13 protein-coding genes are annotated in these 16,650 nt (G+C 60.3%); 9 read left to right on the top strand and 4 right to left on the bottom strand.

Annotated features, from left to right (window positions below):
* Positions 1–431: 431 nt before the first annotated feature.
* The 4 genes from HMPREF3055_RS06350 to HMPREF3055_RS06335 all read right to left on the bottom strand — a co-directional run bounded on the left by HMPREF3055_RS06350 (position 432) and on the right by HMPREF3055_RS06335 (position 4,484).
* Positions 432–1,520, bottom strand: a complete 1,089-nt coding sequence (locus tag HMPREF3055_RS06350; RefSeq protein WP_246826908.1) for a restriction endonuclease — start codon at positions 1,518–1,520, stop codon at positions 432–434.
* A 298-nt stretch (positions 1,521–1,818) separates the two neighbouring features.
* Complete coding sequence (locus HMPREF3055_RS06345; protein WP_012903982.1) at positions 1,819–2,217, bottom strand: acyl-CoA carboxylase subunit epsilon; 399 nt, start codon at positions 2,215–2,217, stop codon at positions 1,819–1,821.
* A 65-nt stretch (positions 2,218–2,282) separates the two neighbouring features.
* Positions 2,283–3,884 (bottom strand): acyl-CoA carboxylase subunit beta, encoded by a 1,602-nt coding sequence (locus HMPREF3055_RS06340; RefSeq protein WP_044150688.1) that lies wholly within the window; start codon positions 3,882–3,884, stop codon positions 2,283–2,285.
* 318 nt (positions 3,885–4,202) lie between these two features.
* Positions 4,203–4,484, bottom strand: a complete 282-nt coding sequence (locus tag HMPREF3055_RS06335) for a YciI family protein (protein WP_049341641.1) — start codon at positions 4,482–4,484, stop codon at positions 4,203–4,205.
* A gap of 231 nt (positions 4,485–4,715) precedes the next feature.
* Between HMPREF3055_RS06335 and HMPREF3055_RS06330 the strand changes: the two genes are divergently transcribed.
* From HMPREF3055_RS06330 to gatB, 9 genes are all read left to right on the top strand, one after another.
* A complete protein-coding gene (locus tag HMPREF3055_RS06330) occupies positions 4,716–5,657 on the top strand; it encodes a biotin--[acetyl-CoA-carboxylase] ligase (RefSeq protein ID WP_070688309.1) in 942 nt (313 codons plus the stop codon).
* Positions 5,658–5,763: 106 nt separating this feature from the next.
* Positions 5,764–6,252: a glucose ABC transporter permease gene (locus HMPREF3055_RS06325; RefSeq protein ID WP_070688307.1), complete on the top strand. Its 489-nt coding sequence runs from the start codon at positions 5,764–5,766 to the stop codon at positions 6,250–6,252.
* A 324-nt stretch (positions 6,253–6,576) separates the two neighbouring features.
* Positions 6,577–7,728 carry an adenylate/guanylate cyclase domain-containing protein gene (locus HMPREF3055_RS06320; protein WP_070688305.1) on the top strand — a complete coding sequence of 384 codons (1,152 nt, stop codon included), beginning with the start codon at positions 6,577–6,579 and terminating at the stop codon, positions 7,726–7,728.
* Positions 7,725–8,618: a PP2C family protein-serine/threonine phosphatase gene (locus HMPREF3055_RS06315; RefSeq protein ID WP_070634121.1), complete on the top strand. Its 894-nt coding sequence runs from the start codon at positions 7,725–7,727 to the stop codon at positions 8,616–8,618. Before HMPREF3055_RS06320 ends, HMPREF3055_RS06315 begins: the two co-directional genes overlap by 4 nt.
* Before the next feature lie 283 nt (positions 8,619–8,901).
* Positions 8,902–11,085 carry an NAD-dependent DNA ligase LigA gene (gene ligA / locus HMPREF3055_RS06310; protein ID WP_070738694.1) on the top strand — a complete coding sequence of 728 codons (2,184 nt, stop codon included), beginning with the start codon at positions 8,902–8,904 and terminating at the stop codon, positions 11,083–11,085.
* Positions 11,086–11,781: 696 nt separating this feature from the next.
* Positions 11,782–12,534 carry a transglycosylase family protein gene (locus tag HMPREF3055_RS06305; protein ID WP_070738596.1) on the top strand — a complete coding sequence of 251 codons (753 nt, stop codon included), beginning with the start codon at positions 11,782–11,784 and terminating at the stop codon, positions 12,532–12,534.
* A 215-nt stretch (positions 12,535–12,749) separates the two neighbouring features.
* On the top strand, positions 12,750–13,046 hold the full coding sequence (gene gatC / locus HMPREF3055_RS06300) for an Asp-tRNA(Asn)/Glu-tRNA(Gln) amidotransferase subunit GatC (protein WP_005507016.1): 297 nt from the start codon (positions 12,750–12,752) through the stop codon (positions 13,044–13,046).
* A 15-nt stretch (positions 13,047–13,061) separates the two neighbouring features.
* Positions 13,062–14,666 (top strand): Asp-tRNA(Asn)/Glu-tRNA(Gln) amidotransferase subunit GatA, encoded by a 1,605-nt coding sequence (gatA, locus tag HMPREF3055_RS06295; protein WP_070634997.1) that lies wholly within the window; start codon positions 13,062–13,064, stop codon positions 14,664–14,666.
* Complete coding sequence (gene gatB / locus HMPREF3055_RS06290) at positions 14,666–16,171, top strand: Asp-tRNA(Asn)/Glu-tRNA(Gln) amidotransferase subunit GatB (protein ID WP_070738594.1); 1,506 nt, start codon at positions 14,666–14,668, stop codon at positions 16,169–16,171. The genes gatA and gatB overlap by 1 nt, the downstream gene beginning before the upstream one ends.
* Positions 16,172–16,650: the final 479 nt, after the last annotated feature.

The following is a 16,650-nucleotide window of genomic DNA, read 5'->3' as shown; positions in this document are numbered from 1 at the left end:
CGGTCGTTCTTCATAAAGTGCAGTCATTCGAGAGGGAAAATATTCACACAATACTGGGCGACACCATCTTTATTTTTGGGTCGACACTTTGGTAATCCCTCGTGAAGAGAAGCGGGAAAGGCAGATTACTCAGACCCTCCCGCTCACGTACCGTCTTCTATGACGAACACTTCAGAAAGAACGCTATAAATTATGGTGAAGCGCTGATACCGTCACGGGTATATACACTTCGTGAAATAATGCGAGTATATATAACGCATTACCCTCCCATTGTATCGGCTGGTTCAAGAAATAACCTAGATTTCTAAAACCAGCCGATATATGAAAAATATCCTCAAGGAAAAGTGAAAATACATTAAGTGAAATAACGCAGGAAATGCGCGAAGACCAGAGACGTTCAGTGAGAAATACTCACCGCAAAATACCCCCGGCTACTCCATGCCGCGAGCAAAATACTCCTCATCAATGCGATAACCGCACTCGCCCTCACCATCAAGCACACCCACACGATGGCGAATCATCAGCTCCACCAAGTGGTGCTGATCAACCAGAGCAATATTGCGTGCGCCCGGCAAGCCCTGCAAATACTCAGGCACCGGATGTGCAAAAGCACCGCAGGTCACCAAAACACCCTGCAGGCCGCCGTGCAGAAGCACTGCACCGGCAAGCTTCTGAATCTCGTTGGGGGTGACCTTCATAGTTCCGCAATAATGCTTCACCTGAATATAAATCGGCGCGAAATCCAGGCCATCAGAATAGCGGGCAATAACGTCAACACCCTTATCATCAGCACCGCCGGTTACCTCGGTGTTAAAACCAAGAGCCGTAAAAATATCGGCAACAATCTGCTCAAAATATTCTGGCGTCACCGCGTGAATATGCTGAATCAAATCCTGCGTAAAATGCTCCGCGAACTCAGCCTGAGCGTGAATCACCGGCGAATCGCTGGCACGCAAAATAATATCCAGAGGTGACTGACCGGCGGGCCAGGACCCCGCAGCCTCCGCAGAATTCAAAGCATGCGCAAGATGCGCCGCGCCGGTTGCCTCATAAGCAGCGGTGGCGGCATCAGCATGATCAGCGCCTGAGAAATGCGGCAGAGCATGAAGGACGCCGGTATCAGGAGTGCCAAAAATGAGGCGATGCTCCTCCTGCGCATTCTCCAGTAGCGCGTTCGCCTGCTTCTTCAGCTTCTTCACGCTTTTTGCCGTCAAACTCTGAGAGCACAACGCCTGCACCTGCTTCACCACACGCGGCGGCACCGAACCGTGCAGATGCGGGGTGCAGGTCAGCTCGGCGCCCAGGGGAGTGAGCAGGTACTTCCTCTTCTCCCACGGGGTCAAACGAGGCATAAGCTGGGCATAACGAAGTGCCACCAAGATTTTCAAGGTGGTACGCACAGCCACCGCAAAATCGGTGGATTCAAGAGCCGGTAGGTTCTTCTTCGACCCCAATGCCTTAGTCTGCTGCCGCAACTGCTCGCTAACATAGGCGGCGGTGCGGGGCACAGTCTTCGACAAGCGCCGTAGCGTCGGCAACAGAAGCGTGATATAGACATCCGGTGGGGGCCTATGGTTTTTATTCAGCATCTTTGCCATGGTCCCTGCCAATTTACTAACACTATTGTGATGGTATATACATCGTAGCATCAGGGCGTATCATCATCGCTTTATCGTTTCTAATATGACAAAACCGCAAGAACCAGCGCATTAGATGTACAATAACGCAATATAAATCTTGAATTTGAGGCAAAACAATATATTCCCGTCACACCGGCTGGCGTGACGGGAATATAAGAAGCATAGTTAGCAGCCCGCATTACATGGGGCGAGCGCGCCTCCACGAACCGGGGCCGGGACGCAACGAAACACCCAGGCGCTGACCGCGGTTCAGGATGCGCGAAGCGGCACCCACCAGCAAGTTCTGCTCCTGCTTTGCGGCGCTCGCCTGCATCATCGCAACCACAGCGGTGAGGGCGGCAATCTCCTCCGGAGTGGGGGAGCCCTTAACCACCTTCAGTAGAGGCTCCTGCTCAGCGTCAGCATCTACCGAAGGCTGAGCAGAATCCTTCGGCGGGGCGCTGGATGCGGTATCTGCGTGCGCAGAAGAATGTGCGGAGCTACGCTCAAGCTGCTCGGGGCTCTCAGCAGCCTCCGAACTATCCTTCTTTTTACCGAATGAGAAATAACTAAGCGGGTTGTAGCCTGCCAAAGGCACGCCTCCTTAGAAAACCTAAATCGTGCGAAGGCCCGCGCCACAGACGGTGCGGGCACAACGGAAGCCTACAGCGGGATGTTGCCGTGCTTCTTTGCCGGGGTAGACGCACGCTTATCGTGCAGGGCACGCAGCGATGAAATAATGCGCACGCGAGTCTCGCTCGGGGCAATAACCTCGTCAATGTAACCCAGCTCAGCAGCCTGGTACGGGTTCAGCAACTCTTCCTCATACTTGGTGATCAGCTCAGCGCGGCGAGCCTCAACATCGCCACCCTCAGCCGCCAGAGCAGCCAGCTCACGACGGTACAGAATATTCACCGCACCCTGAGCGCCCATCACGCCAATCTGAGCGGTGGGCCACGCCAGGTTAATATCGGCACCCAGCTTCTTCGAGCCCATCACAATGTACGCGCCGCCGTACGCCTTACGGGTAATGACGGTAACCAGCGGAACGGTCGCCTCCGCGTAAGCGTAGAGCAGCTTAGCGCCGCGGCGAATAATGCCGTTGAACTCCTGATCGGTACCGGGCAAGAAGCCGGGAACATCCACAAAAGTCAGAATCGGAATGTTGAACGCATCGCAATGGCGCACAAAACGGGCAGCCTTCTCGGATGCAGAAATGTCCAGGCAGCCGGCGAACTGCATCGGCTGGTTCGCCACAATGCCGACCGTGCGGCCCTCAACGCGGGCGTAACCAATCATCACGTTCGGAGCGTACAGCGCCTGCATCTCCAGGAAATGGCCGTCATCGACCACGGACTCAATGACCGCACGCATATCGTAAGGCTGGTTCGCAGAATCCGGGATGAGAGTATCCAAATCCAAATCGTCCACGCACACCTGCGCCTCCTGGTCATGCTCCAGGGGCAGGGACTCTGCAAGGTTATTCGAGGGCAGGAACTCGAGGAGCTCACGCACAAAGTCGAAAGCGTCTTCCTCGTCCTCAGCCAGGTAGGTGCTGGTACCGGTCACCGAGTTGTGCTGACGCGCACCACCGAGGGTCTCCATGTCCACATCCTCACCGGTCACGGTCTTAATGACGTCCGGGCCGGTAATGAACATGTGCGAGGTCTTATCCACCATGATGATGTAGTCAGTCAGAGCGGGGGAGTAAGCGGCACCGCCAGCGCAGGGGCCCATAATGACAGAAATCTGCGGAACCACACCGGAGGCGCGCACGTTCATGCGGAAAATATCGGCAAACATCGCCAGGGAAGCCACGCCCTCCTGAATACGGGCGCCACCACCATCGTTAATGCCGATAACCGGGCAGCCGTTCTTCAGAGCGAACTTCTGCACCTTCACAATCTTCTCGCCGTTCACCTGCGAGAGAGAACCACCGTAAACGGTGAAGTCCTGCGAATACACGGCAACCAGGCGACCGTCCACGGTGCCGTAACCGGAGACCAAACCGTCACCCAGGGGCTTCTTCGCCTCCATACCGAACGCGGTGGTGCGGTGGCGGGCGAGGGCATCAAACTCTACGAAAGAACCCTCGTCCAGAAGCATGTCGATGCGCTCGCGGGCGGTGTTCTTACCGCGTGCGTGCTGCTTCTCAATAGCTGCCTCACCGCTGGGCGCGAAGCTGCGCTCTCGACGTGCATAAAAATCAGCGAGCTTACCGGCGGTGGTGCTCAAATCAAATTCCTGCTGGAGGTTCTCGGACATTATTCCTCGTTCCTGCTCCACCCGATCGTCGGGAGCCAGTGGTTGCGGTGATAAGGTGCTCAGGTGCCCCGAAGAGCACTCTTGAACAATGTGCATATCTTTCAACTATAGTGCGAACTAGCCCACATATGCCAGGTGAGAAGCCAGAATATCAACACTAGATACACTTTTATGCACTCAGTACCCAAGAAGGTGCATATAGTAAACGAAAAGTGCGAAAGCGCGGCTCAAAAGAGCGCAGAAAACCCCCTTTTCGCTTCGGCAATCCTTGTCGACGGAAAGGGGGTTTGCGTTCAAACTTTCAGCGTGAAATGACGCTTAGATGGTGCCCAGGACCGGGTTCCACTCGGTGATGGTGTGAGACAGAACCGCGCCACCAATGTTCATGGGGTCGCCAGCAACCAGCTTCTCAGCTGCCTCAACGGAGTCAACCTTTGCAATCAGCAGAGCGCCAGCGGGGGTCTCGCCGTCCAGCAGAGGACCCGAAACGATCAGGTTGCCCGCCTCAATCTGCGAACCAAGGTACTCGCGGTGAGCCGGACGGTACTTCGCCTGCTCCTCGGGAGCTGCGTAAACGTAAGTAATTGCGTAATAAGCCATAGCGGTCTTCTTTCGAGCAGGGCGGAGGAACCTCCGCAGCCGGTCGGTGCTTGATGCACCCTCACTGTCTAATGTACCGTCTCGGGCGCCGGGTGGGCATCACCGGCGGCAAGAAATTGGTATGGTGAGAAACCAGTGCGACTCGGTAGAAGCTGGCAGGTTTCGACGGTGAGCTGAAAGAGGGTCGGCATACTGCAGAGTAGTTTCGGACAGAGTGGAAAGGCGCAAGCTATGGAGAAGAACATGCACATCGAGAGCGATTATTCGGTTTTGGATGTGCCACGCATCCGCACCATTGCAATGGAAACCGGGTACTCCAGCGTAAACCTCTACGATGAGGTCGACTCCACCACCACCCGCGCCCGCGAGCTACTTATGGACGGCACGGACCCCGAACGCGAACAGCTCGGTGAGCTCTCCGTCTACGCCAGCCTCTACCAAAGCGCCGGACGCGGCCGCCTCGCCCGAGCCTGGACCGCCCCTCCCGGAGCCTGCCTCGCCGCAAGTATCGTGGTGCGCCCGCACGCCTCCGCAGACCCGCTCGCCCGAGAACTCCCCGAAGGCAGCTACCACTGGATGACCCTCATCGCCGGGCTCAGCGTGGTCGATATTTGGCGCAGCTACGGCGTCGATGCTGCCCTCAAATGGCCCAATGACGTCATCGCGCAGGGTGCTAAGGGGTGCGGAATTCTCGCCCAGCTCGTTCCCGAAAGCGGCTCCACCGAGGGGCAACGCAGCATTATTGTGGGCATCGGACAGAACACGAACATGTCCGCCGAGCAGTTGCCCGTACCCACCGCCACGAGCCTGAGCCTGTGCACCGGTACTGTGATTGACTCCTCCGAGGTGCTCACCCGGCTGCTCAGCATCTTCGCCCGCCGCTACCGCGCCTTCGTGCGCGCCGGCGGCGACCCCGAACGCCCCGACCCGCTCACCCCTGATAGCCTCAGCCTGCTTGACCAGGCGCGCGCCGCCACCGCAACCCTCGGCGCCAGCGTGCGCATGAGTCTGCCCGACGGAAGCACCGTAGAAGGCACCGCCAAAGACCTCGACGCGCAGGGGCGCATCCTCATCCGCCGCGAGGACGGATCCCTAGAGCCCTACGCGGTGGGCGATATTGAGCACCTTCGCCCCGCCAACGGTAGCTACGGAGATTTTCAGCAGGCACACTAGAACCAACCCCTAAAATGTCAGCCCGGCACGTCAACTGCATTAACCCACACCACCTCAACCGGCGCCTCCAGCCGGAATATAACAACCAGCACAGCTAAGGAACACCATGCGCCTGCGCGGAAAACTCAACCCCGGTGAGCATGTCATCATCGCCACCCGACAGCACTACGGTGCCCTGCTGCCCGCGCTTGCCTACCTGCTGGTTGCTATCGCCGCGTCAACCTTCGCCTCCACGGCACGGTCCTCACCGATTCTGTGGACTCTTGGCATGATTTGCGCGGTAGGTGCCCTGCTCGGTGCTGTGCGCACCGCCTGGCGTTGGGCAACCACCTACTACCTGCTGACCACCCACCGGCTCGTGGTTCGCCGCGGCGTAATGACCCGAACCGGAGACGAATCCCTCTACCTGGATTCCATGGGGGAGCGTTGGGCAAAACAGCGCGGCCCGGGAGCCTGGCTAGGCTACGGTTCGGTGTACGTAGTCTGCCGCGGCGTGCATCACCGCCTGACCTACGTGCCCGACCCGAAGCGCTTTGAAAAAGAAATTAAAGCCGCCCGACGTGACTGCTACGCCCTGCGCTCTCGCTATATTTAGAGCTTCTTCGCCCCCGCCGCCGACTCGGGCGGGAGCTGTCGGGTTGGCTCAGAGCCTAAATCAGTCGCTAAATCTGCCGAAAAAATGCGGATTAGAGTATTCTTAAATGTGAATTACTCCACTAAACTATCCTAGGGTGCGGGCGCTTTTGTGACCCAAACACCACAGCGGAGGGGTATATTAACAAGGCGCTACACGGTGAGCATCATCGCAGTGACGCAATGCAAAACCCACAGAGTGTAACGAGGCACCTCGTAACCTCGTGCCACCACGGTGTAAACCAGACAGTATTGTCCGGCAGAGATGAAAGGAGCGGCAGCGGCAATGAGCACGGCAGACCACCATGAACCTGCGCACTCTCCGCAGGGCACCGGCGCCACCATGGGCCCCGAAACCCAAATGCTGAACCTCAAAATTCTGCAGAACCTCGCCCAGAACAATATCTACCGAGACGAGGAATCCAAGGCAGGAATCCGAGCCCTCGAAAAGTCGCTCCTGGGACAGGGCCGCCGCTACACCCCCCTAGAAGCCGCAGAATGCGCCGGACTTCCCTTCGAAACCGCCCAGCGCATCTGGCACAATATGGGCTTCCCGACGATTCCCAACCACTCGCCCTACTTCACTGAAACAGACGTGCAGATGCTCGCCGACCTACAGAAGTTGGACGCAGAAGGCGATATCCGCATGGAATATGTGGCATCCCTCGTGCGTGCCGAAGGCCAACTGACCGACCGCACCGTCGCCTGGCAGATTGAGGCGCTCGTGCACAACATCATGGTCACCGAAAACCTCAGCGATAATGATGCCCGCCGCAAGCTCCTCAAAGACTTCCCGCGCTACCTCGAGGTTCTCGAGCGTCTGGCGCTATACGCATACCGTCGCCAGATGTACGCCGGAATCCTGCGCCTGGGATTACGCGAAAACAACGTGACCACCTCCGGCCTCTCCCGCCTGCCCCTGGTACGCGGTGTAGGATTCGTGGATCTGGTCTCGTACACCTCTCTGGTACGTAACCTAGACGCGGCGGCTCTTTCTCAGCTCATCAACCACTTTGAGCAGAGTTGCCTGGACGTTATTGCGCCCCTGGGCGGTCGCATTATTAAGACTCTCGGTGACGAAGTTTTCTTCCTCACCGAAACCCCGGACGCTATCGCAGAGATTAGCCTGCAGCTCTCCGAAAAGATTGGTGCCGACCCGCAACTGCCGGATGCACGTGTCGCCTTCATCTGGGGTGAAGTTCTGGCTAACCGCGGCGACGTGTACGGCTCCAGCGTGAACCTGGCTGCGCGCCTGGTCTCCCTCGCTGAACCGGGTACCGTACTGACCGATAATGAGACAGCAAACACGCTCCGACAGGTGGGAAATCGCTATATTCTCACCTCTCAAGGGACGCGAAACGTTAGAAGCTTTGGTAACGTAGACCCCGTGGCGGTGACTCGTCGCGCGAACTACACAATGGAGATAGACCTCTCATGACTGAACTGAAACTACGTACCGGTGGTGCAACGCACCGCGGCGCACATCGAGAAAATAACGAAGATTCGATGGTCGTTGCCGGTTCCCTTTGCGTGGTCGCGGACGGCATGGGAGGCCACGAAGCCGGCGAAGTAGCATCGCGCCTGTGCGTGCGTCAGCTTGCCTACTCGCCTTTCTTCACCATGCCCGGTGGCCGTAGCGAAGAGGAGCAGCAGGCCTACGCTGAACGCCTCGCCGCCATTGACGACTCCGACCCCGCCAAGCGTCGTCGCCGCGCCAACACCGTCCTCAACAACGAAATCGTGGGCACCCTGAACCGCCTGCACGATATTCTCGGCGAAACCAACGAAGAAATTAAGCAGGCACTCTCCCGCGCTGGCGGCACGACCGTCACTGGCGCCTGGCTGACCAGCATCGGTGACCGTAACCTGTGGGTTATTTTCAACGTGGGTGACTCCCGAACCTACCGTCTGCTGCGTGAAGACGACGGTATTCACCACTCCGCCATGGAGAAGCTGCCCGGCTCTGAGGGTTCCGCCTCGCTGGAGCAGGTCACGAGCGACCACTCCGAGGTGCAGTACCTGGTTGACGAGGGTCAGATTACCGCCCTGGAGGCGCTGACCCACCCGCGCCGCAACGTGATTACCCGCGCCCTCGGTACCGGCAACTACTGGGAACCGGACTTCTGGGTTCTGCCCGCCCGCGCCGGTGACCGCCTGATGCTCTGCTCCGATGGCCTTTCCGGTGAGCTTTCGCACGAATACATGGCGCGCGTACTCACCTCGATTCGCCACCCGCAGGACGCCGCTGACGTGCTCCAGCACGAGGCGCTGCGCTCCGGCGGCCGCGACAACATTACGGTGATTGTTGCTGACGCTGTCGAGGCCTAAACTTCATACCTTATGATTCACCCCCGCTCTCTTCGGGTACTCGTGCGAGTGCCTTCAGGAGGTGGGGGTGAACTGTATCTGCACACAGAAACTAAGGAAGCGCGATTCGGGAAGTGGCTACGGTGTTTTTGCGCCAGTGTTCGCGCGCGAGGAACCTGCCAATATGACGAGCGATAGGGGAGAGGCGGAGCAAAAACGCTAGACTGGACGGGTGACTGAGAACAACACCACCCAGCAGACTGCCACCGCCGAGACTCGAGCAGAGAGCCCCGCAGAAAACTCCGTGGAAAACACCGCAGAAAACACCGTGGAGATTACCGAGGCCCTGCGTGCTGAGTACGCGGAACTGACCGATAAGATTCGTGCCGCCCGCCGCGCCTACTACAACGAGGACGCGCCCTTCCTCTCTGACGCCGAGTACGATAAGCTCTACCGCCGCCTCGAAATCATTGAGGCGGAGCACCCGCACCTGATCGCCAACGACTCGCCCACCCAGGAAGTCGGCGGCGAAGCCATCGAGGCCTTCGCACCCGTCACCCACCTGCAGCGCATGTACTCCCTCGAGGACGTCTTCTCCTTCGAAGAGCTACGCGCCTGGCTGACCAAGACCGAAGAGAGCGCCCGGACCCTCACCGGCAGCGCACCGCAGTGGCTGACCGAGCTGAAGATTGACGGCCTGGCGGTGAACCTGCTCTACCGCAACGGCACCCTCGTACGCGCGGCAACCCGCGGCGACGGCACCACCGGCGAAGACGTCACCCACAACGTGCGCACCATCGCGAGCATCCCGCAGCAGCTGAGCGGCGAGAACCACCCCGAAGAGATTGAAATCCGCGGCGAAGTGTTCATCTCCTCCGCCGATTTTGAGAAGCTCAACGAGTCCATGATTGCCGCAGGAAAGAACCCCTTCGCGAACCCGCGTAACGCCGCGGCAGGCTCGCTACGCCAGAAGGACGCGGCGATTACCGCCTCGCGCCCGCTGAGCATGTACGTGCACGGCATCGGTTCGCGCACCGGCCTGGATATTGCCACCCAGTACGAGACCTACGATTTGCTCGCCTCCTGGGGTCTGCCCGTGAGCCCCTACAGCGAAATCGCCGCCAACACCGAGGCGGTCTTCGACTTCATTAACAAGTACGGCGAGCAGCGCCACTCCCTGGTGCACGAGATTGACGGCATCGTCATTAAGGTCAACGACTTCGCGACCCAGGCTCAGCTGGGCTACACCTCCCGCGTGCCGCGCTGGGCGGTGGCGTACAAGTACCCGCCCGAAGAGGTGCACACCAAACTGCTGGACATCCGCGTGGACGTGGGACGCACCGGCCGCGTGACCCCCTACGGCGTCATGGAGCCCGTGTTCGTCTCCGGCTCGACCGTCGAACGCGCCACCCTGCACAACCAGGACGTGGTCAAGGCCAAGGGCGTGCTCATCGGCGACACCGTGGTGCTGCGCAAGGCAGGCGACGTGATCCCCGAGATCGTCGCCCCCGTGGTTGCCCTACGTGACGGCACCGAACGAGAGTTCGTCATGCCCAGTGAATGCCCCTCCTGCGGTTCGCCCCTTGCCCCCGGCAAGGAAGGCGACGTGGACCTGCGCTGCACGAACCCGCGCTCCTGCCCGGCGCAGCTGACCGAGCGCGTGTACTATGCGGCAAGCCGCGGAGCCTTCGACATTGAGGCGCTCGGCTTCGAAGCGGCAAAGGCGCTCACCAGCCCCGCAACCCCGGACACCCCTCCGCTGACCACCGAAGCGCACCTGTTCAGCCTCAACATTGAGGATTTGCGCGATGTCACCATCGAGCGTGAGAAGAAAGTCAAGGGCGTGGGCACCGGAAAGATGGAACGCGTGCCCTACTTCTACACCAAGCCGACCAAGGCACGCCCCGAGCCGAAGCCCACAAAGAATACGCTGAACCTCTTCGCCGAGCTGGAGAAGGCAAAGCAGCAGCCGCTGTGGCGCGTGCTGGTTGCCCTCTCGATTCGCCACGTGGGCCCGACCGCTGCCCGCGCGCTCGCCGCGGAGTTCGGTTCGATGCAGGCAATCCGCGAGGCTGACCGTGAACGCCTTGCCGCTGTGGACGGTGTGGGAACCACGATTGCCGACTCGATTATTGAGTGGTTCGCTGAGGACTGGCACGCCGAGGTTGTGGACTCCTGGGCTGCCGCCGGTGTGCGCATGGAAGATACTCGTGACGAGTCCGTGGAGCGCACCCTGGAGGGCTTGACCGTGGTCGTGACCGGCACGCTGAACGGTTACACCCGTGATGGCGCGAAGGAAGCCATTATTTCTCGCGGCGGTAAGGCATCTGGTTCTGTATCTAAGAGGACCCACTTTGTGGTTGCGGGCGCGAACGCCGGCTCGAAGCTGGATAAGGCTCAGCAACTGGGACTGAAGGTGCTGGATGAGGATGGCTTCACCGCTCTGCTTGAGGGCGGTCCGGAGGCTGTTGAAGCTACCGCCGAGTAGACCCGGTAGCGGGGTCATCTGAATCTGACCCCTGCAATATATAGAGCATTCAGGCTCTGGAGTGCGTGCTCCAGGGCCTGAATGCCAATTTCTGGCATTTGTAATTACCACAGCTTTTAAGGCGGAAGCGCCTTAAAACACTCCCAAAGCGAAGAAATATTTAAAAAATATTTACACGCTGTTCAAAACCCTTAAAGGTGGTGCCCATCAACCCCGAATCGGAAAACTCAGCAGGGGAGCGCATCCGAGTTAAACCCCTAGAAAACCCCGAAATTCCGGGGTGAAACCCTTAATGTGCGCGGGGCTCAAGGTCTTAAATAATGTTTCCTGCACTTTTAACCTGAAAGAACCCTGGGAGAACCCGGGACGTTCGCTGTGAACTTGAAATCGGGTTGGAATCATAAAAAACCTCGGCTATCTTTGAGACCAGATAGATTCTCGCAAGGGAATCGCCTGTGTGGTTTCAAGCTTGGAACGCTTGAAACGATGCCCGGTTCTACCGCACGTCCCCATCGAGGAAACGCCACCCGGATTCCGCACATAAGTGCAGAATCGCTCACGGTGACATGAAATCGGTGGAGAGCCGCTCACATGGTAGAGCCAGAATATGAGTAACCTACTTCGTTATCAAAGGGTGAGCGGCGGCGCGCTAGAGTTCCGGGGACGGAACGAGCGGGGACGGCCCCAAGGAGCATTATGAAGAACACTTCCATTCGTCGTACCGCAGCAGCTCTCGCCATCGGTGGCGCTGTAGCAGCTACCATGTCGATGCCCGCTGCAAACGCAGTAGACGGTGCTACCTGGGACGCACTGGCACAGTGCGAGTCCGGTGGCAACTGGTCCATCAACACCGGTAACGGCTTCTACGGCGGTCTGCAGTTCACCCAGCAGTCCTGGAACGGCGTCGGCATGTCCGGCTCCCCCGCGACCGCTACCCGTGCACAGCAGATCGAGGCTGGCGAGCGTCTGCTCGCTATCCAGGGCTGGGGCGCATGGCCCGCATGCTCCGCTAAGCTTGGCCTCTACGGCAAGACCGGCGCAGCTCCCACCTACACCGAGCCCACCACCACCGTGGCTGCACAGTCGCAGACCCAGCAGACCTACACCGCTCCCGCGGCACAGGCTGCACCCGTAGCTCCTGCAGCTCAGGCTGCACCCGCAGCAGTTGAGGCACCCGCAGCAGCTCCCGCTGCACCGGTAGCACCCGCTGCACCCGCAGTTGAGGCTCCCGCAGCTCCCGCAGCAGCACCGGCAGTTGAGGCTCCCGTAGCAGCAGCTCCCAAGGCTGCAGCAGGCACCTACACCGTGGTTCCCGGTGACTCCCTCTCGCTGATTGCTGCAAAGCTCGGCGTTGCAGGCGGCTACCAGGCAATCGCAGCTGCGAACACCGACATCATCTACAACGTTGACCTGATCTTCCCCGGCCAGGTTCTGACCATCCCCGCCTAAGGATTAACCCCCAAGCGTAACGTGGACACGTTGTAGCCCAACGCCCCGCACCTCACACGAGGAGCGGGGCGTTGAGCATTTAACCCGAAAATAGGGGAGAGGAGCACCGCCTGACCACGCAAACCAGCAGGTAAACCCTCCAACCCCCAATGAGACGGAAAACGCAACCTCCACTACACTAGAGAAGAGACAAGAAAACAAACTACGGGAGAACCATGTCTGCCATCACCTTTGAACAGGTAAAGCACCTGGCATCGCTGGCACTCATTGAGATGACCGATGAAGAACTCACCGCGATGGCGTCTGAGCTGGACGTCATCGTCGCATCCGTTGAGACCATGTCGCAGAAAGCAACTGCCGACATCCCCGCGACCAGCCACCCCATCCCCCTCGAGAACGTCTTCCGCGAAGACGTACCCGTCACCACCCTCACCCAGGAAGAGGCGCTCTCCGGCGCCCCCGACGCACAGGACGGCAAGTTCCGCGTGCCGGCAATCCTCGACGAAGACTAAGAGGAGAACAACCAAGTGAACGAACTGATCCAGCTCACCGCCGCAGAAGCAGCAGAAAAGCTCGCATCCGGCGAAATCACCTCCGTCGAGCTCACCCAGGCACACCTGGACCGCATCGCAGCCACCGACGGCGCACCCCTGAGCGACAACCGAGCAGACGGCAAGAATGGCCTCAACGCCTTCCTGCACATCAACGCCGAAGAAGCACTCGCCACCGCAGCAGCAGTGGATGCAGACCGCGCAGCAGGCAAGGAACTGCCCCCGCTCGCAGGCGTACCCATCGCCGTCAAGGACCTCATCGTCACCAAGGGCCAGCCCACCACCGCAGCATCGCGCATGCTCGAAGGCTGGATGAGCCCCTACGACGGCACCGTCACCCGCAAGGTCCGCGAAGCACGCATGCCCATCCTCGGCAAGACCAACCTCGACGAATTCGCAATGGGCTCCTCCAACGAGCACTCCGCATTCGGCGTAGTCCGCAACCCCTGGGCACTCGACCGCGCACCCGGCGGCTCCGGCGGCGGCTCCGCAGCAGCCGTCACCGCCTTCCAGGCACCCCTGGCGCTCGGCACCGACACCGGCGGCTCCATCCGCCAGCCCGCCGCACTGACCGGTAGCGTCGGCGTCAAGCCCACCTACGGCTCCGTCTCCCGTTACGGCGTCATCGCCATGGCATCCTCCCTCGACCAGGTAGGCCCCGTCGCCCGCACCGTCCTGGACACCGCACTGCTCCACGAAGCAATCGCAGGTCACGACCCGCTCGACGCAACCTCCCTGCCCGATGAGCCCGGCAACTTCGTTGAAGAAGCCAAGGCAGGCGCAGAAGCCGCACGCAAGGGCGACCTGTCCGGCCTGCGCATCGGCGTCATCAAGGAACTCGGTGGCGGCAACGGCGAAGGCTTCGAAGCAGGCGTCCTCGCACGCTTCCGCGAATCCGTCGAAGAGCTGCGTGCCGCAGGCGCAGAGATCATCGAGGTCTCCCTGCCCTCCGTCACCGAAGCCATCAGCGCCTACTACATGATCATGTCCTCCGAGGTGTCCTCCAACCTGGCACGCTACGACGGCGTCCGCTACGGCCTGCGCGTCGTACCCGAAGACGGCCCCGTCACCATCGAACGCGTCATGTCCGCAACCCGCTCCGCAGGTTTCGGCCACGAGGTCAAGCGCCGCATCATCCTCGGCACCTACGCACTGTCCGCAGGTAACTTCGACGCCTACTACGGCGCCGCACTGCGCGTACGCACCCTCATCCAGCGCGACTACGCGGCAGCATTCGAAAAGTGCGACGTGCTCATCTCCCCGACCGCGCCCTCCACCGCGTTCAAGCTCGGCGAGAAGACCGAAGGCGACCCCATGGCAATGTACCTGGGCGACGTCGCAACCGTGCCCGTCAACCTGGCAGGCGTCCCGGCGCTCTCCCTGCCCGGCGGCCTCTCCGAAGAGAACAACCTGCCCGTCGGCATCCAGTTCACCGCACCCGCACGCGAAGACGCACGCCTCTACCGCGTCGGCGCAGCACTGGAAGAACTGCTCACCGCAAAATGGGGCGCACCGCTCTACAAGAGCCTGCCCGACACCGAAACTCTGATCCGCGACTTTGACTTTGGGGGAACCAAGTAATGAGTGAAGAAGTCCTCAGCTTCGAAGAAGCCATCGAAAAGTACGACCCGGTCCTCGGCTTCGAGGTGCACGTCGAACTGAACACCAAGACCAAGATGTTCGACTCCGCACCCAACGAGTTCGGCGACGACCCCAACACCAACGTCACCCCCGTATCGCTCGGCCTGCCCGGCGCGCTACCCATGGTGAACAAGACCGCTGTTGAGTCCGCCATCAAGCTCGGTCTGGCACTGGGCTGCGACATTGCAGACAAGTCCTACTTCGCCCGCAAGAACTACTTCTACCCGGACTCCCCGAAGAACTTCCAGACCTCTCAGGCTGGCGGCCCCATTGCGGAAAACGGTTCCCTGGACGTTGAGCTCGAAGACGGCACCATCTTCACCGTCGAAATTGAGCGCGCCCACATGGAAGAAGACGCAGGCAAGCTCACCCACGTCGGTGGCGCAGACGGCCGAATCCAGGGTGCAACCTCCTCCCTGGTCGACTACAACCGCGCAGGCGTGCCCCTGATCGAGATCGTCACCCGACCCATCGTCGGTGCTGGCGAGCGCGCACCCGAACTGGCACGCGCCTACGTTGCCGCAATCCGCGACATCGTACGCTCCCTCGGCATCTCCGACGCCCGCATGGAACGCGGTAACGTCCGATGCGACGCCAACGTCTCCCTCATGCCCAAGGGCGCAGAGAAGTTCGGCACCCGCTCCGAAACCAAGAACGTGAACTCCCTCCGTTCCGTTGAGCGCGCTGTCCGCTACGAGATTCGCCGCCACGCAGCGATCCTCGAACGCGGCGAAAAGGTCACCCAGGAGACCCGCCACTGGCACGAAGACACCCGCGAAACCTCCTCGGGCCGCCCCAAGTCCGACGCCGACGACTACCGTTACTTCCCCGAACCGGACCTCGTACCGGTCGTCACCAACAGCGAATGGATTGAGCGTCTGCGCGCCGAACTGCCCGAACCCCCGGCAGAGCGCCGCCGCCGCCTCAAGGGCGAGTGGGGCTACTCCGACGAAGAGTTCCGCGACGTCGTCAACGCTGGCGCACTCGACGTCATCGAAGAGACCGTCGCCGCAGGCGCAACCGCAACTGCAGCCCGCAAGTGGTGGATGGGCGAGATTGCCCGCCGCGCAAAGCAGGCTGAAGTTGAGCTCACCGCCCTCGGCGTGGAGCCCGCAACCGTGGTCGCCCTCGAAGCGCTCATCTCCGAAGGTAAGATCAACGACAAGATCGCCCGCCAGGTGCTTGAGTTCGTCCTCGCCGGTGAAGGCACCCCCGCCGAAATCGTTGAGGCACGCGGCCTCGCCGTGGTCTCCGACGACGGTGCGCTCACCGCAGCCGTTCAGGAAGCCCTGGCAGCAATGCCCGACGTTGCCGACAAGATCCGTGTCGGTAAGGTTCAGGCTGCTGGCGCTATCGTCGGTCAGGTCATGAAGGCTACCCGCGGTCAGGCTGACGCCGCCCGCGTGCGTGAGCTGATTCTGGCTGAGTGCGGCGTGGAAGACTAAGCTCTTCTGCTGACCCGGCTCTAACGAAAGAGGCGCTGTCTCCAGTGTGGGAGGCGGCGCCTCTTTTGTGCTCTCTTGTCCCATTCCAGGTTCTGCACGGTTCCGCATGGAAAGCGGTATTCGTCCTCGTTCCTACAGGGAACCCGCCCTCGCTTCGCTTCGGGCACCCTGATGTCACGTTCGGACGATACCGCCTTTCCTTGCTGGGGTACTGTGCGGGTGCGGCCGCGTTTTCCGGATGCGCCCTCAGGGTGTCACACGGACGCTCTCCGCAGCGCAGCGAGGAGATGACGGAGCGTCCGGGTGACGGGTGCCCCTGCGTAGGCGCGGAGGAAATATGCGGCGCCCCGCCCCTGCTTAGTGAGGGGAGAAATGAGGACGAACACTGTCCCTCCAGTAACGCAACGTATTTAAACGAAGAACGCTCCGTCCGTATCACTTAGATACAGACGGAGCGTTCTTTTTAACGCGTGGCTTGC

The organism is Rothia sp. HMSC061C12 (genome assembly GCF_001815755.1).
Classification (GTDB): domain Bacteria; phylum Actinomycetota; class Actinomycetes; order Actinomycetales; family Micrococcaceae; genus Rothia; species Rothia mucilaginosa.
The sequence above is the reverse complement of the archived record's forward strand: the minus strand, read 5'-3'. Positions and strand labels throughout refer to the sequence as shown.

Excerpts from the sequence above, each read along its gene's own strand:
- HMPREF3055_RS06340 (WP_044150688.1), bottom strand. The coding sequence starts at position 3,884 with ATGTCCGAGAACCTCCAGCAGGAATTTGATTTGAGCACCACCGCCGGT.
- HMPREF3055_RS06335 (WP_049341641.1), bottom strand. The coding sequence starts at position 4,484 with ATGGCTTATTACGCAATTACTTACGTTTACGCAGCTCCCGAGGAGCAG.
- HMPREF3055_RS06330 (WP_070688309.1), top strand. The coding sequence starts at position 4,716 with ATGGAGAAGAACATGCACATCGAGAGCGATTATTCGGTTTTGGATGTG.
- HMPREF3055_RS06325 (WP_070688307.1), top strand. The coding sequence starts at position 5,764 with ATGCGCCTGCGCGGAAAACTCAACCCCGGTGAGCATGTCATCATCGCC.
- HMPREF3055_RS06320 (WP_070688305.1), top strand. The coding sequence starts at position 6,577 with ATGAGCACGGCAGACCACCATGAACCTGCGCACTCTCCGCAGGGCACC.
- HMPREF3055_RS06315 (WP_070634121.1), top strand. The coding sequence starts at position 7,725 with ATGACTGAACTGAAACTACGTACCGGTGGTGCAACGCACCGCGGCGCA.
- HMPREF3055_RS06305 (WP_070738596.1), top strand. The coding sequence starts at position 11,782 with ATGAAGAACACTTCCATTCGTCGTACCGCAGCAGCTCTCGCCATCGGT.
- gatC (WP_005507016.1), top strand. The coding sequence starts at position 12,750 with ATGTCTGCCATCACCTTTGAACAGGTAAAGCACCTGGCATCGCTGGCA.
- gatB (WP_070738594.1), top strand. The coding sequence starts at position 14,666 with ATGAGTGAAGAAGTCCTCAGCTTCGAAGAAGCCATCGAAAAGTACGAC.